At 71.9% G+C, this 22,072-nt stretch carries 25 protein-coding genes and 2 tRNA genes; 15 read left to right on the top strand and 12 right to left on the bottom strand.

Annotated features, from left to right (window positions below; all coding sequences use genetic code 11):
- The first annotated feature begins 37 nt into the window (after window positions 1–37).
- Complete coding sequence (locus OG570_RS38035; RefSeq protein ID WP_326949181.1) at window positions 38–451, top strand: MarR family winged helix-turn-helix transcriptional regulator; 414 nt, start codon at window positions 38–40, stop codon at window positions 449–451.
- A 30-nt stretch (window positions 452–481) separates the two neighbouring features.
- Here the strand turns inward: OG570_RS38035 and OG570_RS38030 are convergent, their stop codons facing one another.
- The gene (locus tag OG570_RS38030) at window positions 482–1,945 is read right to left on the bottom strand and encodes a DHA2 family efflux MFS transporter permease subunit (protein ID WP_326953664.1); all 1,464 of its coding nucleotides are present in this window, start codon (window positions 1,943–1,945) and stop codon (window positions 482–484) included.
- Between the two features lie 197 nt (window positions 1,946–2,142).
- On the opposite strand from OG570_RS38030, the gene OG570_RS38025 reads away from it, so the two are divergent.
- The 3 genes from OG570_RS38025 to OG570_RS38015 all read left to right on the top strand — a co-directional run bounded on the left by OG570_RS38025 (window position 2,143) and on the right by OG570_RS38015 (window position 2,878).
- Window positions 2,143–2,217: transfer RNA gene (locus OG570_RS38025), tRNA-Val, on the top strand.
- A 36-nt stretch (window positions 2,218–2,253) separates the two neighbouring features.
- A tRNA-Val gene (locus OG570_RS38020) sits at window positions 2,254–2,325 on the top strand.
- A gap of 307 nt (window positions 2,326–2,632) precedes the next feature.
- Window positions 2,633–2,878 (top strand): DUF4287 domain-containing protein, encoded by a 246-nt coding sequence (locus tag OG570_RS38015; protein WP_326953663.1) that lies wholly within the window; start codon window positions 2,633–2,635, stop codon window positions 2,876–2,878.
- Between the two features lie 343 nt (window positions 2,879–3,221).
- Here the strand turns inward: OG570_RS38015 and OG570_RS38010 are convergent, their stop codons facing one another.
- Window positions 3,222–3,995 (bottom strand): NAD(P)-dependent oxidoreductase, encoded by a 774-nt coding sequence (locus tag OG570_RS38010; RefSeq protein ID WP_326953662.1) that lies wholly within the window; start codon window positions 3,993–3,995, stop codon window positions 3,222–3,224.
- 77 nt (window positions 3,996–4,072) lie between these two features.
- On the opposite strand from OG570_RS38010, the gene OG570_RS38005 reads away from it, so the two are divergent.
- The 3 genes from OG570_RS38005 to OG570_RS37995 are packed head-to-tail and all read left to right on the top strand — an operon-like array spanning window position 4,073 to window position 6,559.
- The gene (locus tag OG570_RS38005) at window positions 4,073–4,747 is read left to right on the top strand and encodes a GntR family transcriptional regulator (RefSeq protein ID WP_247051369.1); all 675 of its coding nucleotides are present in this window, start codon (window positions 4,073–4,075) and stop codon (window positions 4,745–4,747) included.
- Between the two features lie 55 nt (window positions 4,748–4,802).
- Window positions 4,803–5,507 carry a 4-carboxy-4-hydroxy-2-oxoadipate aldolase/oxaloacetate decarboxylase gene (locus OG570_RS38000; RefSeq protein ID WP_326953661.1) on the top strand — a complete coding sequence of 235 codons (705 nt, stop codon included), beginning with the start codon at window positions 4,803–4,805 and terminating at the stop codon, window positions 5,505–5,507.
- On the top strand, window positions 5,504–6,559 hold the full coding sequence (locus OG570_RS37995) for a 4-oxalomesaconate tautomerase (RefSeq protein ID WP_326953660.1): 1,056 nt from the start codon (window positions 5,504–5,506) through the stop codon (window positions 6,557–6,559). Before OG570_RS38000 ends, OG570_RS37995 begins: the two co-directional genes overlap by 4 nt.
- Window positions 6,560–6,579: 20 nt before the next feature.
- Here OG570_RS37995 and OG570_RS37990 read toward each other — a convergent pair whose 3' ends face one another.
- Window positions 6,580–7,152, bottom strand: a complete 573-nt coding sequence (locus OG570_RS37990) for a hypothetical protein (RefSeq protein ID WP_326953659.1) — start codon at window positions 7,150–7,152, stop codon at window positions 6,580–6,582.
- Window positions 7,153–7,215: 63 nt separating this feature from the next.
- Here OG570_RS37990 and OG570_RS37985 point away from each other — a divergent pair, with 63 nt between their 5' ends.
- The gene (locus OG570_RS37985) at window positions 7,216–8,253 is read left to right on the top strand and encodes a zinc-binding dehydrogenase (protein ID WP_326953658.1); all 1,038 of its coding nucleotides are present in this window, start codon (window positions 7,216–7,218) and stop codon (window positions 8,251–8,253) included.
- 162 nt (window positions 8,254–8,415) lie between these two features.
- Complete coding sequence (locus OG570_RS37980) at window positions 8,416–8,622, top strand: response regulator transcription factor (RefSeq protein WP_442788218.1); 207 nt, start codon at window positions 8,416–8,418, stop codon at window positions 8,620–8,622.
- A gap of 69 nt (window positions 8,623–8,691) precedes the next feature.
- On the opposite strand, the gene OG570_RS37975 is transcribed toward OG570_RS37980, so the two are convergent.
- Entirely contained in the window at window positions 8,692–10,146 is a 1,455-nt protein-coding gene (locus OG570_RS37975) for an MFS transporter (RefSeq protein ID WP_326953657.1), read from the bottom strand.
- A gap of 185 nt (window positions 10,147–10,331) precedes the next feature.
- Here OG570_RS37975 and OG570_RS37970 point away from each other — a divergent pair, with 185 nt between their 5' ends.
- Window positions 10,332–11,540: a cytochrome P450 gene (locus OG570_RS37970; RefSeq protein ID WP_326953656.1), complete on the top strand. Its 1,209-nt coding sequence runs from the start codon at window positions 10,332–10,334 to the stop codon at window positions 11,538–11,540.
- A 25-nt stretch (window positions 11,541–11,565) separates the two neighbouring features.
- Here OG570_RS37970 and lexA read toward each other — a convergent pair whose 3' ends face one another.
- Window positions 11,566–12,222, bottom strand: coding sequence for a transcriptional repressor LexA (gene lexA / locus OG570_RS37965; RefSeq protein ID WP_326953655.1), 657 nt, complete (start codon window positions 12,220–12,222; stop codon window positions 11,566–11,568).
- Window positions 12,223–12,508: 286 nt separating this feature from the next.
- On the opposite strand from lexA, the gene OG570_RS37960 reads away from it, so the two are divergent.
- Window positions 12,509–13,027: a lytic polysaccharide monooxygenase auxiliary activity family 9 protein gene (locus OG570_RS37960; RefSeq protein WP_326953654.1), complete on the top strand. Its 519-nt coding sequence runs from the start codon at window positions 12,509–12,511 to the stop codon at window positions 13,025–13,027.
- A gap of 58 nt (window positions 13,028–13,085) precedes the next feature.
- Window positions 13,086–13,742, top strand: a complete 657-nt coding sequence (locus tag OG570_RS37955) for a hypothetical protein (protein WP_326953653.1) — start codon at window positions 13,086–13,088, stop codon at window positions 13,740–13,742.
- 6 nt (window positions 13,743–13,748) lie between these two features.
- On the opposite strand, the gene OG570_RS37950 is transcribed toward OG570_RS37955, so the two are convergent.
- Window positions 13,749–15,185 (bottom strand): flavin monoamine oxidase family protein, encoded by a 1,437-nt coding sequence (locus OG570_RS37950; protein WP_326953652.1) that lies wholly within the window; start codon window positions 15,183–15,185, stop codon window positions 13,749–13,751.
- Window positions 15,186–15,432: 247 nt separating this feature from the next.
- Here OG570_RS37950 and OG570_RS37945 point away from each other — a divergent pair, with 247 nt between their 5' ends.
- Window positions 15,433–15,981: a cysteine hydrolase family protein gene (locus OG570_RS37945; RefSeq protein WP_326953651.1), complete on the top strand. Its 549-nt coding sequence runs from the start codon at window positions 15,433–15,435 to the stop codon at window positions 15,979–15,981.
- On the opposite strand, the gene OG570_RS37940 is transcribed toward OG570_RS37945, so the two are convergent.
- From OG570_RS37940 to OG570_RS37930, 3 genes are all read right to left on the bottom strand, one after another.
- Window positions 15,978–16,322 carry a hypothetical protein gene (locus tag OG570_RS37940; protein ID WP_326949197.1) on the bottom strand — a complete coding sequence of 115 codons (345 nt, stop codon included), beginning with the start codon at window positions 16,320–16,322 and terminating at the stop codon, window positions 15,978–15,980. The two genes, OG570_RS37945 and OG570_RS37940, sit on opposite strands and share 4 nt — an antisense overlap.
- Before the next feature lie 102 nt (window positions 16,323–16,424).
- Entirely contained in the window at window positions 16,425–16,811 is a 387-nt protein-coding gene (locus OG570_RS37935) for a DUF4383 domain-containing protein (protein ID WP_326953650.1), read from the bottom strand.
- Window positions 16,808–17,209: a hypothetical protein gene (locus OG570_RS37930; protein WP_326953649.1), complete on the bottom strand. Its 402-nt coding sequence runs from the start codon at window positions 17,207–17,209 to the stop codon at window positions 16,808–16,810. The genes OG570_RS37935 and OG570_RS37930 overlap by 4 nt, the downstream gene beginning before the upstream one ends.
- A gap of 147 nt (window positions 17,210–17,356) precedes the next feature.
- On the opposite strand from OG570_RS37930, the gene OG570_RS37925 reads away from it, so the two are divergent.
- Window positions 17,357–18,313 (top strand): EamA family transporter, encoded by a 957-nt coding sequence (locus OG570_RS37925; RefSeq protein WP_326953648.1) that lies wholly within the window; start codon window positions 17,357–17,359, stop codon window positions 18,311–18,313.
- A gap of 114 nt (window positions 18,314–18,427) precedes the next feature.
- Here the strand turns inward: OG570_RS37925 and OG570_RS37920 are convergent, their stop codons facing one another.
- Window positions 18,428–19,330 carry an alpha/beta hydrolase gene (locus OG570_RS37920; protein WP_326953647.1) on the bottom strand — a complete coding sequence of 301 codons (903 nt, stop codon included), beginning with the start codon at window positions 19,328–19,330 and terminating at the stop codon, window positions 18,428–18,430.
- Between the two features lie 156 nt (window positions 19,331–19,486).
- Here OG570_RS37920 and OG570_RS37915 point away from each other — a divergent pair, with 156 nt between their 5' ends.
- Window positions 19,487–20,635: an oxygenase MpaB family protein gene (locus OG570_RS37915; protein ID WP_326953646.1), complete on the top strand. Its 1,149-nt coding sequence runs from the start codon at window positions 19,487–19,489 to the stop codon at window positions 20,633–20,635.
- 8 nt (window positions 20,636–20,643) lie between these two features.
- On the opposite strand, the gene OG570_RS37910 is transcribed toward OG570_RS37915, so the two are convergent.
- Window positions 20,644–21,312, bottom strand: coding sequence for an HAD family hydrolase (locus tag OG570_RS37910; RefSeq protein WP_326953645.1), 669 nt, complete (start codon window positions 21,310–21,312; stop codon window positions 20,644–20,646).
- A complete protein-coding gene (gene ribB, locus OG570_RS37905) occupies window positions 21,312–21,974 on the bottom strand; it encodes a 3,4-dihydroxy-2-butanone-4-phosphate synthase (protein WP_326953644.1) in 663 nt (220 codons plus the stop codon). The genes OG570_RS37910 and ribB overlap by 1 nt, the downstream gene beginning before the upstream one ends.
- Between the last annotated feature and the right edge of the window lie 98 nt (window positions 21,975–22,072).

Raw genomic sequence — 22,072 nt, 5'->3', positions numbered from 1 at the left:
GCTGGCATTACCAACTAGTTCAAGGTAGCGTGGCGGTATGACCGAACCCGGGCCCGACGAGGTGCTGGACCACCTGGTCCAGGTGTCCTTCACGGTGATGGCGCTGCTCAGCCGCGCGGCGGCCGCGCACGACCTGTCGCTGACGCAGCTGCGCGCGCTGGCGATCCTGCGCGACCGCACGCCGAAGATGGCGGAGCTGGCGGACTACCTCGGCCTGGACCGCTCGTCGGTGACCGGCCTGATCGACCGGGCCGTCAAGCGCGGCCTGGTCCGGCGCGAGGCCAGCGAAGACGACGGGCGCGCGGTGCGCGTCGGCCTGACCGAAGAGGCACACCGCCTCGCCCGGAAACTGGAAGCGGAGATCGCCGGACTGCTGGCGCCACTGACCCGCGACCTCACCCCGGCCGAACGCACCCGGCTCGGCACGCTCCTCGGCCGCATGCTCCCTTGACCCGCGCCGCTCGGCCGTCGCCGAGCGGACTCAGTTGTCCGAAGTGGACACTGCCGGCTCGGTGGACGTGCCGCTGGAACGCCGGATCAGCCAGCTGAGCGCGAAGGCCACCAGGCCGATGCACCCGGCGACCACGAACGCCATCCGCAGCCCCGACGCGTCCGGGCTGCCCGCCGTCGCGTCCGCGGTGCCGAGCGTGGCCACGCTGACGAACAGCGCCGTGCCCATCGCGCCCGCCACCTGCTGCAGCGTCGAGAGGATCGCGCTGCCGTGGGAGTACAGGTGCTCGGGCAGCACGCCGAGCGACTCCGTCATCAGCGGCGTCATCATCAGGCCCAGCCCGGCCATCAGCAGCACGTGGATCCCGATCACCGCGATGAGCGGCGACGCCGGCCCCAGCAGCGTGAACAGCCACAGCGACAACGCCATGGCCGCCGCGCCGGGGATGACCAGCGGGCGTGCGCCCACCCGGTCGAACAACGCGCCCACCGGACGGCCCAGCAAGCCCAGCACGAGCCCGCCCGGCAGTACCGCCAGCCCGCTGACGAACGTGGTCGTCTTCAGCACCGTCTGCAGGTAGAGCGGCAGCAGGATCGCGGCCGCGCCGATCAGGCAGACGAACAGCAACGCCGTCAGCACCAGCGCCACCACGAACGGGCGGTGGGTGAACGGCCGCAGGTCCAGCAGTGCGCGGTCACGGCGTTGCAGGCGCACCTGCCGCCACGTGAACACCACGAGCGCGACGAGCCCGACGACGATCGGCAGCCACGCGGGCACCGGCGGCTCCACCCCGGCGGCCTCGCCGGTCGAGGACAGCCCGTACAGCAGGCCGCCGAAGCCGATCGCGGACAGCAGCACCGACGGCACGTCCAGCGGCACCCGGCGGTTCTCGCTGTGCAGCCGCAGCCGCAGCAGGCCGATCACCAGCGCCGCCAGCGACAGCGGCAGCACGATCCAGAACATCCACCGCCAGCCCAGCCCCGACAGCACCGCGCCGCCGATCGTCGGCCCGATCGCCGGCGCCACGGCGATGACGATCGTGATCGTGCCCATCGTCGCGCCCCGCCGCTGCGGCGGCACCAGCCGCATCACGGTCGTCATCAGCAGCGGCAGCATCACGGCCGTGCCGCACGCCTGCACCACCCGCCCGACCATCAGCACCCCGAACCCGGGCGCGAGCGCGCTGATCAACGTGCCGAGGCTGAACGCCGTCAGCGACACGAGGAACACCTGCCGCGGCGTGAACCGCTCGAGCAGGAACCCGGTCGCCGGGATCACCACGGCCATCGTCAGCAGGAAACCACTGGTCAGCCACTGCACGGTGGTCGTCGGCACGTGCAGGTCGACGGTCAGGTCCCGCAACGCGACGCTCAGGATCGTCTCGTTCAGGATCATCACGAACGCCGACAGCACGAGAACCCCGATGAGGAGCCCCGAGCCCGCCGGAGCGTCCGTCCGGTCGTCGGTGGGTGCGGTGTGCACGGTGTCGGTCATCGAGGTGGGAACTCCTGGTCACCGCGCCGGCGACGGTCGGGGGAAGTGCGCTGGTCTCCCGTCCAGTCTGCCTGGCCCGCGGCCCCGGTGTCACGGCGGTTTAGGCCGTGGTCCCGGTCACTCCGGTTGCAAGGGGAACCCCCTGCGACCCCGGCATCACCGTCCGATATGCTTCTGCGAGTACGGACTTCCGGAGCGCGCGATTAGCTCAGCGGGAGAGCGCTTCCCTGACACGGAAGAGGTCACTGGTTCAATCCCAGTATCGCGCACCAGGGTTCCCCGACCCTCACAGCCGGAGTTCGTACCGCGGGCGATTAGCTCAGGGGGAGAGCGCTTCGTTCACACCGAAGAGGTCACTGGTTCGATCCCAGTATCGCCCACGAGAATTCGCGGAAGCCCCTGTTTGCGGAAAGCGCAAACCGGGGCTTTTCTCGTTGTGTCTTGTGGGGGCCGAGCCCCCACGCCCCCGCCGGGGGCAAGCCCCCGGACCCTCGCGTGTGGTTCCGTCGGGCTGGCGGCTCGCCTTTCGTTGTTCCCCCTTTCGGGTAGTCGTGCGCCTTCCCGGTGGTTGTCCATTGTGGATCTTGGTGGCTGGTGTGGTTGGGGTTTGTGCTGGTCGGGGCTTGACAAGAAAAGTTGTCGGTGGGAGTGTTGTGGGTAACGGGACCTCGACCTCTGGGAGCGGACATGTCTTTTCAGGCCTACCTCGACAACGCCGAGAAGCAGACCGGCATCACCCCGCGGGGCTTTCTGGAGCTGGTCGGTGGTCAGGGGCTGACCAAGCAGGGGGAGATCGTCGCCTGGCTCAAGACCGAGCACGGGCTGGGGCACGGGCACGCAACTGCGGCGGCCCGGCTTGTCGTCAAGGGCCCGGAGTTCGTCGCCGAGCACCACGGTGCCGTCCACCTCGACGGTCTCGCCGCCCGAGAGTGACCTCGGGCGGCGTTTCGTTGACGCCGCCCGACTAGCCACCCGGAGCGGCCAACGCGGCGCGCGGAGCGCCTAACTCGGTGCCCGGAACAGCCAACTCGCTGCCTCGGGGCGATTAACTCGCCGCCTGGAGCGGCCAGTGCGGCGACCGGAGTGGCCAACACGCCCGGTTGGCGGCGTGTTTGCCGTTGCGGTGGGTGTGTTGGCTTTCCGGGCACCTTGTTGGCCGCCCCGGACACCTCACGGCCGGGCTCTGGGTGTGCGGCAGTGGCGCCCCGCTTGCGCCCGGTGCCGGGGGTCGTGAGTGTTTAGGAGGGTTCTAACCCTCCTAAACACTCACGACCTCTTACTCCGGCTCCTTCGCCAACTGCGCCAGCTGGTCTCGTGCCGCGCCCGCGATGTCCGATGGCACGCCCAGCTCGGTGAGCATCTCGGCGGCTGCCGCCATCTCTGCCGTGCGGCGGACTGCGTGGGTGTGAGAGCCCGTGACCAGGCGCTCCACTGTGGACTCGTTCGCGGCCGTCAGCTCGTCGGTGATCAGTTGCCGCAGCCAGTCCTCGCAGCCCGCTGCACGCGCCGCGTGCAGGGCCTCCACCACCGCCGCGGACATGCCCTTGAAGAACACGCTTCGCAGCAGCTTTCGCTCCGCCGCCAGTCCCGCCTCGCCCGGCATGACCTCCACCGCCGCGCCCAGCGCGTTCAGGGTTTCGGCTACCGCTGCGGCCGCGGGGCCTGTTGCGAGCATGGGGACCCGCAGTCCGCGGCCCGGCACCGGCGCCATGATCGCGATGTCCGCGAACGCCGTGCCGTGGGAAGCCGCCGTCGAAGCCAGGCGGCGCTTCGCTCCGGGGGATGCCGTGTTCAGGTCGGCCCAGAGAGTGTCCGGTCCTAGGCCGGAGAGACCCGCGGACAGGGCGTCGTGGGCGGCTGATGCGCTGTTCACGCTCAGTACCACCTCCGCGCCCCTCGCTGCCTCTGCCTCGGAGCCGGTGGTGACGATCCCGTCCGGTGCGGTGACGGCCGGGTCGTAACCTCTCACCACCGCGCCGGCCGCCGCCAGGTCGCGGGCCAGCGCGCTGCCCGCTTCGCCCAGCCCCAGTACCGCGATGGTTCCGCGCATAGCACAATCCTCTCCGGACACCTACGATCGAGTAGACGATCTGATCGACAAAATTGTCAACAAACAGGGGTGGAAGTATGCCGGAGACTGCCGCGGACCAGGGGCCGGGGGAACGATCCGTGGTGGCCGCCGTCCGCGACGCCATCGTCCGCGGCGAGTTCGTCCCCAACCAGCGGCTGGTCGAGGCCGACCTGTCCGCCCAGTTCGCGGCCAGCCGCGCCAGCGTGCGGTCCGCGCTCATCGAACTCACCAACGAAGGCCTGGTCGAGCGGGTGCAGAACCGCGGCGCGCGGGTGCGCGCGGTCTCGCTGGAAGAGGCCGTCGAGATCTCCGAGGTGCGGATGATGCTCGAGTCGCTGTGCGCGGCGAAGGCCGCCGAGCGCATCACCGACGCCGAGATCGCCGAGCTGCGCGAGCTGGGGGAGGCGATGCGCGCCGCCGTGTCGGGTGGTGACGTCGTCGGCTACTCCGGGCTCAACCAGCGGCTGCACCGCCGGGTCCGCGAGATCGGCGGGCAGCGCACCGCCGCGCAGGTCCTCGAACGGCTGCGCGGGCAGAGCGTCCGCCACCAGTTCCGGCTGGCCATGCGCCCCGGCCGGCCGCAGGTCTCGCTGCCCGAGCACCTCGCGATCATCGACGCGGTCTGCGCGCATCACCCGGTCGAGGCCGCCGAAGCCGCGCGCGTCCACCTCCAGAGCGTCATCGAAGCCCTGCGTGAGGCCGACGCCGCCGAGGTGTCCCACCTTCACTGAGTAACAGTCGCCAATATTGTTGACAATTTCGTCGACGCTATCTAGCGTCGACGGCATGAACCCGGTGATCGTCACGAACCCGCCGCGCGCCGACGCCGGGCAGGTGACCCGGCTGGCCGAGTACGGCGTGGCCACCGTCCACGAAGCGCTCGGCCGCAGCGGCCTGCTCGGCCCGGACCTGCGGCCGATCCAGGACGGCGCGCGGATCGGCGGCACCGCCGTCACGGCGCTGTGCTGGCCGGGGGACAACCTGATGATCCACGCGGCCGTCGAGCAGTGCCGCGAGGGTGACGTCCTGGTCGTCACCACGACTTCGCCGTCGCGCGACGGCCTCTTCGGCGAACTCTTCGCCACCGCGCTGCGCCACCGCGGCGTGCGCGGCCTGGTCATCAACGCCGGCGTCCGCGACGTCGCCGAACTGCGCGAGCTGGGCTTCCCGGTGTGGTCGGCCGCGGTCAGCGCCCAGGGCACGGTCAAGGCGACGGCCGGCGCGGTCAACGTCCCGGTCGTGCTCGGCGGCCAGGTCGTCCACCCGGGCGACGCGATCCTGGCCGACGACGACGGCGTGCTGCGCGTCCGGCGACAGGACGTCGAAGCGGGCCTGACGGCTTCCCAGGCCCGGCTGGAGAAGGAAGCCGCCGCGCGCGAGGCGTTCGCCGCCGGCCAGCTCGGTCTCGACCGCTACGGCCTGCGTGAGAAGCTCGAGGCGCTGGGCGTCCGCTACCTCACCGCCGAGGAGTACGAGAAGGAGCAGGGATGACCGGCGTGCGCTGCATGCTCCTGCGCGGGGGCACCTCGAAGGGCGCCTACTTCCTCGCCGGGGACCTGCCCGCCGACCCGGCCGAGCGCGACGACCTGCTGCTGCGGATCATGGGCAGCCCCGACCCGCGCCAGATCGACGGCCTCGGCGGCGCGCAGCCCGTCACCAGCAAGGTCGCCATCGTCGCGCCGCCCGGTGGGCCCGATCGCGACGTCGACTACCTGTTCCTGCAGCTCGGCGTCGACGACGCCACCGTCTCCGACCGCCAGACCTGCGGCAACCTGCTCGCCGGGGTCGGCCAGTTCGCCGTCGAGCGCGGCCTGGTCCCGGCCGGCGGTGAACGCACGACGGTGCGCGTGCTCCTGGTCAACACCGGCTCCATCGCGGTCTCGACGTTCGCCACGCCCGGCGGTGAAGTCGGCTACGCGGGATCACTCGCGATCTCCGGCGTGCCCGGCACGGCCGCGCCCGTGGAACTGGACTTCACCGGGACCGAAGGCTCGGTGTGCGGCAGTCTCCTGCCCACCGGCCGGATCCGCGACAACGTCGGCGGCCTCGAAGTGTCCTGTGTGGACAACGGGATGCCGGTCGTCGTGGCTCGCGCCACCGACTTCGGCATCACCGGCTACGAACCGGTCGAGGAACTGACCGGTCTCGCCGACCGGATCGACGCCCTGCGCGTCGAGGCGGGCAAGCTGATGGGCCTCGGCGACGTGCGCGGCAGCTCCGTCCCCAAGACCACGCTCGTCGCCGCCCCGCGCGACGGCGGCGCGATCGCCACCCGGACGTTCATCCCGGTGCGGCCGCACCCCGCGATCGGCGTGCTGGGCGGGGTCAGCGTCGTCACGGCCCTGCTGCTCGACGGCGCCGTCGGCCACGAACTCCTGGTCCGCCCGCCCGCCGGCGAACCGATCGAGATCGAGCACGCGAGCGGCACGCTCGGCGTCGGGATCGAGTTCGACACCACGGTGACGCCACCGCGAGTCGCACGCTCGACGGTGTTCCGCACGGCACGGAAGTTGTTCGACGGCAACGTTTTCCCACGCTCCTGAGGAGCTGAACCTGACGGCGCTCAGCTCTTGTCCGGCTCCTCCGGGTCGTCGGCTTCGTCACCGTGGGCCAGGGTGCGCAGGGACGAGAACACGCTGACCCGGCGCATGTCCATCAGCTGCCAGCCGCGCGCGATGCCGAAGGCCAGGTCGCCGATCAGCACGTAGTACAGCGTGCGCAGCGGGTCCCAGTTGCCCGGTTCGGTGAGGAGCTCGACGCCGGCGTAGATCTCGAAGCCCGCGATCATCAGCAGGGCCGACGCCATGCGCAGCGAGCTCCAGTGCCCCAGCCGGTGCCGCACCGCCGTGACGATCGAGCGGATCGCCGCCGCGTCGAACACCAGGATGCCGACCCCGGACGCGACCGCCCACCCGCCCGGCGAACTCCCGGGCACCAGGATCATCAGCGACAGCACCAGCGCGTTGGTGAACAACAGCATCGCGGCGGACGCGCGCGTGTGGTACTCGGCGTGCGTCGTCGTCCGGCGGACGCGGTCCGGGGACACCGAGACGGCCACGAACAGCAGGCCGATCAGCGCGCCGCTCGCACCGGCGACGGCGACGGCGAATTCGTGGTACTCGTCGGGGATGCCCATCGGCGCAACGTACTTCACCGGCGCGTCCCGCGCGCGAACGCGCTTTGTGGTGTGATCGACGGCATGGGCGACACGATGCTGGCGGGCAGGCTCGATCTGGACAAGCGGGAGTTCGGGGTCGAAGAGGTGCCGATTCCGGCGCCCGGGCCGGGGGAGGTGCGGATCGCGGTCGCCGCGGCCGGCGTCTGCCTGTCCGACCTGCACCTCATCGACGGCACCCTGCCCGGCACCGGCACGGTCACCCTCGGCCACGAGGTCTCGGGCACCGTCGAGGCGCTCGGCCCGGACGTGCCGGCCCACCTCACCCTCGGCCTGCGCGTCACGCTGCAGGCCGGGCAGTCGTGCGAGGTCTGCGACCGCTGCCTGCGCCGGCAGCCGTGCCTGCGCTCGCGGGTGCGGGGCGTGCACTACGACGGCGGCTGGGCGGAGTACGCGCTCGCCCGCACCGACACGGTCGTCCCGATCCCCGACGACCTGCCCTTCGACCAGGCGGCGATCATCCCGGACGCGGTGTCGACGCCGTACGCGGCGGTCGTCGCGACCGCGCAGGTGCGCCCGGCGCGCTCGGCGGGTGTGTGGGGCGCGGGCGGCCTCGGCGTCCACGGCCTGCAGGTGCTGCGGCTCGCGGGCGCGGCCCCGATCGTGGCGATCGACCCGCTGCCGGCGGCCCGGGAGCGGGCCCTGTCGTTCGGCGCGGACGTCGCCCTCGACCCCGCGGCCGCGGATTTCGCGGATCGGATCCGCGAGCTGACGGGCGGGCGCGGTCTGGACTACGCGTTCGACTTCGCCGGGTACGCGGCGGTGCGCGAGCAGGCGGCCGCGGTGCTGGGCGCGCAGGGCGCGATGGTGCTCGCCGGCCTCACGAACGCGCCGCTGCACCTCCCGGACAGCGCCGGGCTGAGCGTGCGCGGTCAGCGGATCCTCGGGCACTTCGGCTCGTCGGGCGAGCACGTGCTCGAACTGGTCTCCCTGGCTCGCCACGGCCGGCTCGACCTGTCCCGGTCGATCAGCGCGCACATCCCCCTGGCGGAGGCGGACCGAGCGGTGAAGCAGCTCGCGGACAAGACGGGCAACCCCATCCGGCTCATCCTCGTCCCGTGACGATCAGTCCCATGTGGACGGTGTTCGACAGATTCGACAGCCTCGCTGCGCTCATCCGGAACCTGGTGTAACGACTGGGCTTCCCGCGCCGATGACGCCTCTGTGAGTCTGAAGGAAGCCCCGGTCATCAGCAACGGCTGGCGTGTCACAGCGAAGTTCACGATGACCGGTCGCGAGACCGAGATCCTCGACCTCATCGGCGAAGGCCTGCGCAACCAGGAGATCGCCCGGCGGTTGGTGATGAGGGAAGCCACGGTGAAGACGCACATCAACAACCTCTTCGCCAAGGCGGGGTTCCACTCGCGGGAAGACGCGGTCCTGTACGCGGTCGGCATCGCGGAGCCGGGCCGGTACCACCGCGCCGACTGACGTGGCGGCACCGCACCGGGGCCGGTACCGGTACCGCCGCGCCGGCTCGGGCGGCGGCACCCAACTGCGTCAGCCTTGCGCCGCCGCAACCGGTTCCGGCTTCGCGGGCGCTGACGCGGCCGGCGTGTGCTTGGGCAGGAACGCGGCGATCGTCAGCGCGATGAGGGCCGCGCCGGAGCCCATGGCCAGCACCACGCGGAAACCGCTCGCCGCGGGCAGCGTCGCCGGTCCGAAGTGGACGGTCAGCTGCGCCAGCACCAGACCCGCCGTCGCGCTGGAGATCGACGTGCCGATCGAGCGCATCAGCGTGTTCAAGCTGTTCGCCGCGGCCGTTTCCGACACCGGGACCGCCGCCATCACCAGACCGGGCATCGCGCCGTAGGCGAGGCCGATGCCGCCGCCGATGACGCACGAGATCAGGACCAGGTGCCAGACCTCGCTCATCAGCACGATGCCGATCGCGTACCCGATCGCGACGACCACCGCGCCGAGCATCAGCGTCGTCTTCGGGCCGCGGGTGCGCGAGATCCGCGCGGACACCGGCGCGAGCGCCATCATGACGAGGCCGGACGGCGCCATCACCAGGCCCACCACCAGCATCGACCGGCCGAGGCCGTACCCGGTGGCCGCCGGCAACTGCAGCAGCTGGGGCAGGACCAGCGACATCGCGAACATCGCGAAGCCGAACACCGCGGACGCGAGGTTGGTCAGCAGCACCTGGCGCCGCGCGGTGGTGCGCAGGTCGACCAGCGGCTGCCGGGTCCGCAGCTCCCAGCGGCCCCACAGCAGCAGGATGACGACGGCGGCGGCGAACAGGCCGAGCGTCGGCGCGCTGCCCCAGTCCCAGTCGGCGCCCTTGGAGATGGCCAGCAGCAGGCACACCAGGGCGATCGACAGCCCGGCCGCGCCCGGCACGTCGAACCGGCCGCCGGTGCGCACCGGCGACTCGGGCACCAGGGCGACGACGAGCCCGGTGACGACCAGGCCGAGCCCGGCCGAGGTCCAGAACAGCACGTGCCAGTCGGCGTGCTCGGCCAGCAGCGCGGCCGCGGGCAGGCCCAGCGCGCCGCCGACGCCGAGGGACGCGCTCATCAGCGCCGTCGCCGAGCCGAGCCGTTCCGCCGGGAGCTCGTCGCGCATGATGCTGATCCCGAGCGGGATGACGCCCGCCGCGAGGCCCTGCAGCGTCCGCCCGGCGACCATCGGCACCAGGGTGTCGGACAGCGCGCCGATCGCCGAGCCGGCGACCAGGGCGCCCAGGCTGACCAGCAGCATCCGCCGCTTGCCGTGCATGTCGCCGAGCCGCCCCACCGTCGGCGTCGCGACCGCGCCCGCGAGCAGGGTGGCCGTGATGGCCCAGGTCGCGTCGGAGGCGGACGCGTGCAGCAGTCCGGGCAGCGCCGGGATCAGGGGGATCACGAGCGTCTGCATCAGTGAAACGACGATGCCGGCGAACGCGAGGACCGCGACGACGAGGTTCGCCCTCGGCGCGGTTTCCCCGGCGGGGGCGGGAGGTCTGGACACGGGCGGGTCCTCCAACGGGGACGCATCGGGCGTTCGGGTCGATTTAAAGCAACCGCTTGACTAGCGTAGCAGCCTTCGGTTGACTGCTGACGTACTGACGGCGCACCACGAGGAGGATGCACGGTGGTCCTCGGCTGGAACACGCCCAAGCAGACCCGCGCCCGCGTCCACTGTGGAGGAACCGGATGACCAGCACGCTCGGGATCCCGGAGTTCCCGATGACCCGCGCCGCGGGCTGCCCGTTCGACCCGCCGCCGGCCGCCCGCGCGTTGCAGGAGGAGGCCCCGCTCAAGCGGGTGAAGCTGTGGGACGGCTCCACGCCGTGGCTGGTGACCCGCTACGCCGAGCAGCGCACGCTGCTGGCCGACCCGCGGGTCAGCGCCGACATCTCCCGGCCTGGGTACCCGAGCCCCGCACCGCTGCCGAAGGGCGGCGGCAGCGGCATCAGCTTCATCCTGATGGACAACCCCGAGCACGCCCGGCTGCGGCGGATGGTCACCGCGCCGTTCACCATCCGGCGCACCGAGAAGCTGCGCCCGGCGGTGCAGCGGATCGTCGACGACCAGCTCGACAGCCTGCTGGCCGGCCCCAACCCGGTCGACCTCGTCGAGGCGTTCGCGCTGCCGGTGCCGTCACTGGTGATCTGCGAGCTGCTCGGTGTGCCCTACGCCGACCACGGCTTCTTCCAGGACAACAGCAAGGTCATCATCCGGCGGGACGCGAAGCCCGAGGAGCGCGCCGCCGGGCACCGGGCGCTCATCGGCTACCTCGACGAGCTGATGGGCAAGAAGCTGGCCGAACCGGCCGACGACCTGCTCTCCGGGCTCGCCACCCGCGTCAACGCGGGGGAGCTGACCCGGGTGGAGGCGGCCCAGATGGGCGTCCTGCTGCTCATCGCCGGGCACGAGACCACGGCGAACATGATCGCGCTCGGCACGCTGGCCCTGCTGGAGCACCCGGACCAGCTGAAGCTGCTGCGGGAGGCCGACGACCCGAAGCTGGTCGCCTCGGCCGTCGAAGAACTGTTGCGCTACCTGAACATCACGCACAACGGACGGCGCCGCCTCGCGCTGGAGGACATCGAGATCGCCGGCGAGACCGTGCGCGCGGGTGAGGGCATGATCATGGCGAACGACATCGCCAACCGCGACCCGGACGTCTTCCCGGACGGCGACCGCCTCGACCTGAGCCGCGACGCGCACCGGCACATCGCGTTCGGCTTCGGCGTCCACCAGTGCCTCGGCCAGCCGCTGGCCCGGCTGGAGCTGCAGGTCGTCTACAGCACGCTGTACCGCCGGATCCCGACGCTCGCGCTGGCCACCGAGGTCGGCAAGGTCCCGTTCAAGCACGACGGGTCGGTCTACGGCGTCTACGAGCTGCCCGTCACCTGGTAGCAGCCGGACGAGCCCGGGGGTGCGGTCAGAAGCTGCGCAGCACCGAGACGACCGTGCCGAGGATGACCGCGCGGTCGCCGTCGATGACCTCGTAGGCCGGGTTGCGGGGCTCGAGGTAGACGTGGCCGTCGCGCTGGCGGAAGACCTTCACCGTGGCCTCCTCGTCGATCATCGCCGCGACGATCTGGCCCGAGTGGGCTTCGCTCTGCTGCTTGACCACGACGATGTCGCCGTCGCAGATGGCGGCGTCGATCATCGAGTCGCCGCGCACGCGCAGGCCGAAGACGGTGCCGCGGCCGGTGAGGTCGCGGGGGAGGTTCAGGACGTCGTCGACGTGCTCCTGGGCCGCGATCGGCGCGCCGGCCGCGATGTCGCCGACCACCGGCACGGCGACCGAGTCGGCGTTCTCGCGGGGGCCGCTGTCGCGCAGGAACGCGCGCACGTCGAGCTGACGCGCGACCGAGCCGCCGCGGCTCAGGAAGCCCTTGTCCTCCAGGGCCGCCAGGTGCTTCGACACCGACGACGAGGACCGCAGCCCGACGATCTCCGCGATCTCCCGGCTGCTCGGCGAGTAACCGTGGTGGACCACGCAGTCGCGGATCGCCACCAGGATCCGTTGCTGCCGCTCGGGCAGGGCGGTGGAGTCCAGGTGCTCGAACGGATCGACGTCGTAGGTGGTCACGGGCGGAATCCTAGTGGCAGGCGCGGCGCGCGCCGTCGCCCGGTCCGGTCCGCCACGATCGGGTGAGTCCCGTTCAGTGGAACATTCCTGGATGGTTGGCGCCTTACCAACATGACTTGAGAGTCGCCACCTGTTGACCTATGTCCGTTTCCATCGTATGGTCTAGACCACAAATTTCCTTCGCTCGAACACCTTCCCGGTGCGGGCGGGCCTCCCAGCGGGGTCCGGACCGCGACTTCGCCGTGCCCGGCGGCGGGAAGGCGAGCCCGTCCCCGAAGGAGCTGGTATGAAAGCGAACCGGAAACTGGTCGCGGCCGCCGCGGGTGTGCTGCTGGCGCCGGTGCTGGTGCTGGTCAACCCGGCCGGCATCGCGAGCGCGCACGGCTACGTCAACTCACCGGCCAGCCGGCAGGCGCAGTGCGCCCAGGGCACCGTGTCCTGCGGGGAGATCAAGTACGAACCGCAGAGCGTCGAAGGCCCGAAGGGGCTGACCTCCTGCAACGGCGGCAACGCCCAGTTCGCCGAGCTCAACGACAACAACAAGGGCTGGAACGCCGCCCCGGTCGGCCGGTCGGTGACGTTCACGTGGACCTTCACGGCCCGCCACAGCACGGCGAGCTACGACTACTACATCGGCAGCGAGAAGATCGCGAGCGTCCCCGGCAACAACCAGCAGCCGCCGGCCACCGTTTCGCACCAGGTGGATCTGGGTGGCCACACAGGACGCCAGACGGTACTGGCGGTCTGGAACATCGCGGACACGGCGAACGCGTTCTACGCCTGCATCGACCTGCAGGTGAGCTGAGCCCCGGGCCGCCCGGGAGCGCGCGGCTCCCGGGTGGCCCGGCCAGTAGGCTCGCGGGGTGGACTTCTCCGTGACCGGCGCCCTGCTCGACGGCCTCGGCACCCGGGGACGGCACTTCGTGCAGGCCCAGGGGATCCGGCTTGCCCTGCCGTCGATCGAGCCGTACCGCGAGAAGTGGCTCCCGCTGGGTATCCCGGCGGCGGAGATCGACCGGGCCGTCGCCTTCCACGACCGCTGGGGCGGCCTGCTCCTGCCACCCGCGCCGGCCTACGACGGTGGTCCGCGGTACTTCTCGGGCGACCTTCCCGAATACTCGACGGAAGCGGGCTGGGCGTTCGACGCCGGCACGGCGCGAACGGCACTGCCCTTCGGCTTCCTGATCGGTCCCGCCGGCGAGTTCGGGGTGGACGGTGACCACTGGGCGCCGCTGCACGAGACGGTCGAAGGCTGGGTCGAATCCCTGGCCCTGGCCCACCACGCGTCGGCGTCCGCGGCCCGGATCACCCGGCTCACCGGCGACGCGCTGGACGACCTCGATCTGACCGGCTGCACGCCGGTGCCCGAGGTCGCCGGCCTGGCCGACACCTGGTGGCGCGGCGAGGACACCCTGGTGGCGCGCTACACGGGCGAAGCCGAAGCCTGCGGCTTCCCGCCGCACCGCACCGCTCTGGTCTACTCGGGATTCGGGGACGCGGACCTGCGCGGCATCGGCTGACCGGACTCAAGCCGCCGCGAGTTCCACGAAAGCTCGTACGCCGGATTCGAGGGCGTAGCTCATCGAACCGCCGTTGGGCTCGTAGCTGGTGTGCTCGCCGGCGAAGTGGATGCGGCCCTCGGGCGCGCGGATCGCGGGCATCAGCTTGCCGTGGCCGCGTTCGGGCAGCACGTACGAGCCCTCGATCCACGGCTGGTGGTCCCAGGCCACCGACACGCCCAGCTCGTAGTGCTCCCGCGCGCCGGGGAACATCGTTTCGACGTGCTCCAGCACGAAGTTCAGCCGTTCCTCCTCCGTCATCGCCGCGACCGCCTTCGACCGCCAGCCGGTCATGAGGACCTCCAGGATGCGCCGCGGGCCGGGCTGGCTCGCCGACGCGTCGCGGACCCAGCGCACCGGCAGATCGGTGGACACGCTCACGTTGCGGCCCTCCCAGAACTGCCGCCGCATCTGCAGGTAGACGCGCACGATCGACGCGTACCGCAGTCGCCGCATCACGTCGATCTTCGCCTCGGACAGCCCGGCGTGGCTGACGTCGACGTGGCGCATCGCGCTGAACGGCACGGTGACGACGACCCGCTCGGTGGTCACCGTGGCGAGGCGGCCGTGGTCGAGGTAGGTGACCGTGACGGCGTCGTCGTCCTGCTCAAGGCGGACAACCGGGCTGCGGTAACGGATCCGCTCGCGCAGTCCGTCCGCAAAGGACTGTGGCAGCACGTCGGTGCCGCCCGCGATCTTGCCCCAGCCGTCCACTTCGCCCAGCAGCGACCGGTGTCCGCTTTCGTGCCGCAGCCACGACAACGCCGACGCCGAGCGCAGGTCACCGCCACGCATCTCCAGGAACAGCGGCTCCATCAGGTCGATCGCCGCCTGCGACGCGCCCCGGCCACGCAGCACCTCCTGCACCGACGCGCGATCGAGGTGCTCCAGCTCCGCCGGCGGCGCCCAGTCCGGTGCCGCCAGGTCGGGGCCGAGCTCCTCGGCCACCGCGGTGACGTACCGCTCGATCATGTCGGTGACGCTCATGCCGCGTTCGTGCTCGGCGAGCGGAAGCCCCGCCGCGGCCAGCGAATCCGGGTCGGCCCGCACGAACTCGCCGTTGACGAAGTAGGAGAAGTCCTGGTCCAGCAGGTCGGACCGGTCCAGCTCGACGCCGAGGAGCTTCCGGTAGTGCGTCACGTAGTCGCAGTGCGGCGTCACCGTCATCGCGCCGGCCTCGGCGCGCAAGCCGTCGGCGAACGGGCTCCGCAGCGTGAACGCGCGGCCGCCGGGGTGATCGGACGCCTCCAGCACCGTGACGTCGCAGCCGGCGCGGTGCAGTTCGTGCGCGGCGGCCAGCCCGGCGAGCCCGGCCCCGACGACGACCGCCGACCGCGGCGGCCGCAGCCGCGGAAACCCCTCGTCGAGCTGCCGCCGCACTTCGGAACGCGTGATTTCTCGCATCTGTACCAGCCCCAAACGATTGCCCCCGAGAAACCATAGTAAGCAGCGATCGGGGGCGGCTGTCAACGCCGTGTCCGAAAACCTTTACTGCGCAAGCATTACTCGAAATACGTCGATGCATTCCGGTTTGAGTGAGACGGTCAGCGGGAACCATCGGTCGTGCGGGTAGACCCGTTCGGTGGCTGAGCGGCGGCACCACTAGACTTCAAGTAATCACTTGATGACTTAACGCACGAAAGGGCCGACGGTGGCCAAGCACGCTCTCCTCGTCATGGATGTCCAGCCGGTCGTCGTGGACCGGTACCCCGATCCCGCCTACCTGCCCCGCCTGCGCGAGGCGATCGAGGCCGCCCGGGCGAGCGGCACGCCCGTGATCTACGTCGTCGTCGGGTTCCGTCCCGGGTTCCCGGAAATCAGCTCCCGCAACAAGATGTTCGGCGCGCTCGCGGGTTCCGGGGCGCCGTTCGACGAGAAGCTCACCCGGGTGCACCCGGACGTCGCCCCCGAAGCCGGCGACGTCGTCGTCACCAAGCGCCGGGTCAGCGCGTTCGCCGGCAGCGACCTGGACGTCGTGCTGCGGGCCGGTGGCATCGACCACCTGGTCCTCACCGGGATCGCCACCAGCGGCGTCGTGCTGTCCACCCTGCGCCAGGCGGCCGACCTCGACTTCGGCCTCACCGTGCTGGCCGACGGCTGCCTCGACGCCGACCCCGAAGTGCACCGCGTGCTGACCGAGAAGGTGTTTCCGGGCCAGGCGGACGTCACGACCGTCGCCGAGTGGGTCGCCGCCCGCTAGCGCGGCGGGTACTGCTGCTGCATCGGCGGGTAGGCGGGCACCGGCGCGGCGGGCCGGGGAGCGCGCTGGCTGCCGATCAGGACGAAGATCGCGCCGCAGATCGCGATCCCGGTGCCGGCGACGGTCAGCGCCAGGTCGCCGGTGATCTCGGCCTGCGTCTCCGGCAGCGACCCGACGCTGTAGTCGCACCGCTGCTCGCTGTTCTGCGCCGAGCAGGTCCAGTCCGACGAACCCGAGGTGGGGTCGTCGGCCAGGTTCAACGCGGTGACCGCGCCGGTCACCAGCAACGCCATCCCGGCCACGAACAACAGCGCCCCGAACACCGCCGAGAGAATCCGCACGAGTCCCGTACCTTCCGTTCCCTGATCGATCGCGGTGATCGTAAGCACCTCCGCTCGGGCGAGGAGGCGACTTCGGGGAATCGGCCCGGATCGTGATCGGTGCTACCCGGTCGCGCGGCCCCGCGTGACGACCCCCGCGGCGAGGACGACCGCGCCGAGGACGACGTGGAACAGGTGGTCGCCCGTCATCAGGTGCAGTGGCCCGACGTGCCACATGCGATCGGCCGCGGGATCGCCGAGCACGAGACCGAGCGCGCCGAACACCAGGTACCCGCCGCCGAAGACGAGGCAGAACACCTTGGCCCCGCCCCGGAATCCGGCGTAGAGGGCGACCAGGCCGGTGACGAAGTGCAGGAGCGTGTGCCAGCGGCTCGGCGTATCCGCCGAGAAGACCACGATCGGGCTGGTCGCGACAAAGAGGACACCGAGGATCCGGCAGGCCCACCGGGCGACGTTCGCCGTGCGGTGGGTCGCGGTCCGGACAGTCACGACACGACCGGCGGGACGGAAGCGAGCTCGCGGCGCCGGAACCCCTGCACTGCGGCGATGATCCCGGCGATCGCGGCGCCCCACAGGCCCACGGCCATGACCGCGGTGCCGGCCGCGAGACCGGGGTTGCCCACGCCGAAGTTGCGCAGCACCAGTGCGAAGCCGACGCCGCCGATCCACAACGAGATCAGCGTGGCCAGCAGCGGGCTCCACCACCACCTCGCGGTCAGCACGACGAGGGCGCCGAAGACGGCGATGATGATGATCCCGGGCGGGAACGCCGGGAACCTCCCCGGATCGGCGATCCATTGGATCACCAGGCCGATGACGCCGACACCGAGCCCCGCCAGGGCGATCCGGGCGGCGGTGGTGCGGCCGAGCACGTCGAGTCCAGTCATGCGGACAACTCTGTCGGCGTCCGGTGGTCCTGCCATCCGCGCTGACGCGTAACCGTGCCGTACGTTGCCCGACGTAGGCCCGTCATCCTCGCGCGGCGGACCGTAAACCATTGTCCCGGGCGCGGGTTCCGGAGGCACACTGCGAACGTGGCCACAGTGGACGAGATCGCCCCGAGCCGGGCGCGCGCGACCGGGTTGAGCCTGACCTCGTGGGTGCTGTTCGCGAGCTCCGGCCCGGTCGCCAAGGCCGTGATGGCGACGGGCTGGTCGCCGGCCGCGGTGACGGCGGTGCGGATCGGGCTGGCCGCGGTCCTGCTCGGGCCGGTGGTCGGCGTGCTGCGGCCGCGGGCGCTGCGGTTCCGCCGCGGCGACCTGTGGCTGCTGCTCGGGTACGGCGTGCTCGGCGTCGCCGGGGTGCAGTTGTTCTTCTTCGTGGCCGTGGCGCGGGTTCCGGTCGGTGTGGCGATGGTGCTGGTCAACCTGGCGCCCGCGCTGGTCGCGTTGTGGGTGCGGGTGGTGCGGCGCACCCGGCTGCCCGGGGCGGTGTGGCTGGGCATCGGGCTGGCCGTGGCCGGGCTGGCGCTGGTCGCCCAGATCTGGCAGGGCGCCCGGCTGGACCTGCTGGGCGTCGCGGCCGGACTCGGCGCGGCGATCTGCTCGGCCGGGTACTTCCTGCTCGGCGAACACGGCGCGAGCAGGCACGACCCGTTCGGCCTGACGGCGGCCGGCCTGGCGATCGGCGCGGTCGTGGTGATGGCGGTCAGCCCGCCGTGGACGCTGCCCGCGGGCCTGCTCGCCGCCCCGGCGGACCTGGGCGGCCTGCGGGTGCCGGTGTGGCTGGCGCTGGTGGCGCTGGCCGTGGTCGGCACCGTGCTGCCCTACCTGGCCGGCCTGCAGTCACTGCGCGCACTGCCCTCGGCCGTCGCGAGCGTGCTGGCCCTGGTGGAACCACTGGTCGCCGCCGCACTGGCGTGGCTGCTGCTGGGCCAGGCACTCGGCCCGGCCCAGCTGGCCGGGGCGGTGATCTTGCTTGCCGGCGCGGTGGTGGTTCAGGTGGCCGGCCCGAGGTCGGTTGCGGCGGGGGCCGATGTTGTCCGGACGTGAGCTGGGTCGTGGCTCAGTTGGCTGAGGTGGTCATGTTGCTTGTTGATGTGGTGCCCGGCCCGAAGCCGGTGCCGGCGGGCGTCGACGTCGTCCGGACGTGAGCCGGGTCGTGGCTCAGTGCACGTGCTTGCCCAGGAACGCGGCGATCTCGCGAGTGGCCTCGGCCGCCTCGGGGGTGCCCGCCATGATCGGGTAGACGTGGGGGAGTCCCTCGCCGATCGTCAGGGTGACGTCGACGCCCGCGGCCGCCGCTGTTTCCGCCAGCCGCTCGGAGTCGCTCAGCAGCACCTCCGCCGTGCCCGCCTGCACCAGCAATGGCGGCAACCCCGTGAAGTCGCCGAACAACGGCGAGGCCTGGGGCGCGCGCGGGTCGGCCTCGCCGAGGTAGCCCGCGGCGATTCCGCGGATCATCCCCGGCGTGAAGATCGGGTCTTCGTCCGCTCGTTCGGCCATCGATGCCCCGGACGTCGTCAGGTCGATGGCGGGGGAGAGCACCACCGCGGCCGCGGGCAGGTCCTCGGCGGCGTCGCGCAGGGACAGCAGCAACGTCAGGCCGAGCGCGCCGCCGGCCGAATCGCCGGCGAGCGCCACCGAACCGGCCGGCACGCCCTGCGCGCGCAGCCAGTGCCACACCGCACGCACGTCTTCGACCCCGGCGGGGAACGGGTGCTCCGGCACCAGCCGGTACTCCGGGAAGAGCACGCGCATCCCGGTGGCCCGGCCGAGCCGCGCGGCGAGTTCGCCGTGGCTGCGCAGGGAACCCAGCGAGAACCCGCCACCGTGGAGGAAGAGCAGGGTCCGCCCGGCATCGGCGCCCGGTGCCGACAACCAGTGCGCGGGAACGCCGCCGGCGTCCACCGCCGTGACGGTCACGTCGTCCGGGATCGCCTCGGGTGGCCGCCCGGCCGGGGCGAAGCCGGCGCGGAGGTCGTCCACAGTGGGCGGGGCCTGGCCCGCGCGGGCCTGCTTCCGCAGCCGCAGCTCGTCGATCACGGCCTGCATCTCGGGGCTCGGCATGCTGATCTCTCCTGCTGTCTCGATGGTCCCGATCTTGCCACAGCCACCACGGAAGCCGGCCGTCACCGGCTGTGATCGCGGCCGCCGTCAGATCGGGTTCCGGCCGTCCCTGAACGGCGCTAGCGCCGGATTGCGGCCGGCGATGAAGCTGGTCCGATGCCGGAACGTTCAGGGTTGTCCGCGCTCGAAGCGCTGAAGTACCAAGGGGATCCGCTCGCGGACGCCGTCGTCGCCGACCTGGTGGCCGGCGGGCGGACGGGCGCGGTGAACGAGGTGCTGGCGCGGTTCCGGGACAACGACCAGCTCATCCCCGAAGATCTGCCGGACTCGGTGCGCCGGTACCTCATCGCCACCGACGACCCGCCGGGCTGGGCGGACCTCGAGCGGGTCGCGGGCGCGTACGAGTTCTTCGTCGACGACGGCGTGCACGTCGCGTCGGTGCTGTCGTTCGGGGCGATGGTCAACTGCTACGCCCAGCCCCGGCCGTCGCGCGTCCTGTCGCTGACCCACCGGCTGAACCAGCCGCACCGCCGCCTGGCGGAGACGTCGCAGTTCGTGCTGAACATGATGGGCCCCGCGCCGTTCGGTTCCGGCGGCAGCTTCGTGCCCACGATCCAGAAGACCCGGCTGATCCACGCCGCCGTCCGCTACTTCATCACCCGGTCCGGTGAATGGGACGTCGAGGCGGACGGCGTCCCGTTGTGCCAGCAGGACATGCTGGGCGCACTGCTGATCTTCTCGGTCCAGGTCATCGACGGGATGCGCCGGATGGGCGTCGCCGTGACCGAACGCGAAGCCGAGGACTACTACTACGTCTGGCGGGTGACGGGCGCGATGCTCGGCATCCCGCCCGAGGCGATGCCCGAAACCCTGCGTGCGGCCCAGGAGCTGAACGCCGAGCTCGTCGAGGTGAGCTTCGGGCCGTCGGCCGAAGGCGTCGAGCTGACCCGCAACCTCGTGCGCCTGTACGAGAACATGGTGCCCGGCAAGGCGTTCGACGGCGTCGTCGCGGCGATGGTCCGCCGGGTCGTCACGCCGGAGGTCGCCGACTGGCTCGAGGTACCCCGCTCGCGCGGCTGGGGCCGCGCGGTCGGTGCCGGCGTCCGGGTGATGCGGCTGCTGGAGCGCTCGGAGGACCGCAGCCGCGCGGCGACGGCGGTGCTCGACAAGGCGGGCGCCCTGCTGCTCGGCGGCAGCGTCCGTACCCTCACCGACGGGCAGCCGACCGCGCTGACCATCCCGGCCGGCCTGCGGGAGAAGTGGCTCGCGGCGGGCGTCTGCCCGGTCGCCCCGCAACGGGCGTGACGCCGCGGTCAGCCCGGCCGGCGACCGCCGATCAGCGAGAGCAGCGTCTTCGCGGCGATGTACGCGTCGGTGGCGTGGTGGGCGGCGAGCTTCAGCACGTCGAGGTCGAGCGCGGTCGTGGCGTTGGGGATGGCCAGCACGGTCAGCCCGGCCGCGTGGGCCGAGCGGATGCCGGAACCGGAGTCCTCGACCGCGACGCACTGCCGCGGCGGCACATCGAGGCGGTGCGCCGCGAGGAGGTACGGGTCCGGCGCGGGTTTGCCGCACCGGACGTCGTCGCCGGTCACGGTCGTGGTGAGGTGGCGGCCGAGCCCGAAGGCGGTGATCGCGGCCCGGACGTAGCGCCCGGGTGAGGCCGACACCAGGCCGACCGGGCCCAGCGCGGCCGCCGTGGCGACCAGGTCGGCGGCCCCGGGGAGCAGGCCGAACCGGCCTTCGCCGAGCGCGGCGACCATGCCGTCGAGGCACGCGGTCGCCGCCGCCTCGGAGGTGATGCCGACGCAGCGGTGCGCGAGGTAGGCGGACCAGCTGCCGGTGCTGGTGCCCTGGATCGCCGCCCAGTCGTCCGGCGTCCACGCGTAGCCGTGGCGGGTGGCGACGGCGCCGATGACGTGCTGCCAGGTCGCGGCGCTGTCGGCCAGGGTCTCGTCGAGGTCGAAGACGGTGGCGACGAGCATCAGCGGGCCGCGGCGGGCTGCGGCACGAACGCGGCGATCTGTTCGATGGACACGACTTTCAGCCACTGCCGGTCGGCGAGCGCGCGCAGCTGGGGCAGCCGGGCGACGCTGCCGTCGTCGTTGCACACCTCGCTGATCACGGCGACCGGCGCGAGGCCGCACAAGCGCATCAGCTCGACCGCCGCCTCGGTGTGGCCGCGTCGCTCGGTGAGGCCGCCGGGGCGGGCGCGCAGCGGGAAGACGTGACCCGGCCGGCACACCATGCCCGGCGTGGTCGCGGGATCGGCGAGGACCCGGAGGGTGTGGGCGCGGTCGGCCGCCGAGATGCCGGACTCGATGCCGGCGACGGCGTCGACCGACACGGTGTACGCCGTTTCGGCGGGATCTTCGTTGGCCGGCACCATCGGCGGCAGGAGGAGCCGCTCGGTGAGCTCGGGGGCCATCGGCGCGCAGATCAGGCCGCTGGTGTGGCGCATGTAGAAGGCGAGCGCCGGCGCGGTGGCGTGTTCGGCGGCCATGACGAGGTCGCCTTCGTTCTCGCGGTCCTCGTCGTCGACGACGATCACCGGCCGCCCGGACCGGATGTCCGCGAGCGCGCCCGGCACGGTGTCCAAAGCGGACGATCGGTCGCGGCGAACCTGGTGGGGTACGGCGAGATCCATGGAGTGTCCTTTCGGGGGCGATCACCGGGCGCGGCGCGAAGAGCGCCTTTCATGATCGACATTTCGGTGGCGCGCCGCACCCCGAACCCGCGCCGGTA

The sequence above is a fragment of the Amycolatopsis sp. NBC_01286 genome (assembly GCF_035982555.1).
Taxonomy (GTDB): domain Bacteria; phylum Actinomycetota; class Actinomycetes; order Mycobacteriales; family Pseudonocardiaceae; genus Amycolatopsis.
This window is presented reverse-complemented; position numbering and strand designations above follow the sequence as displayed.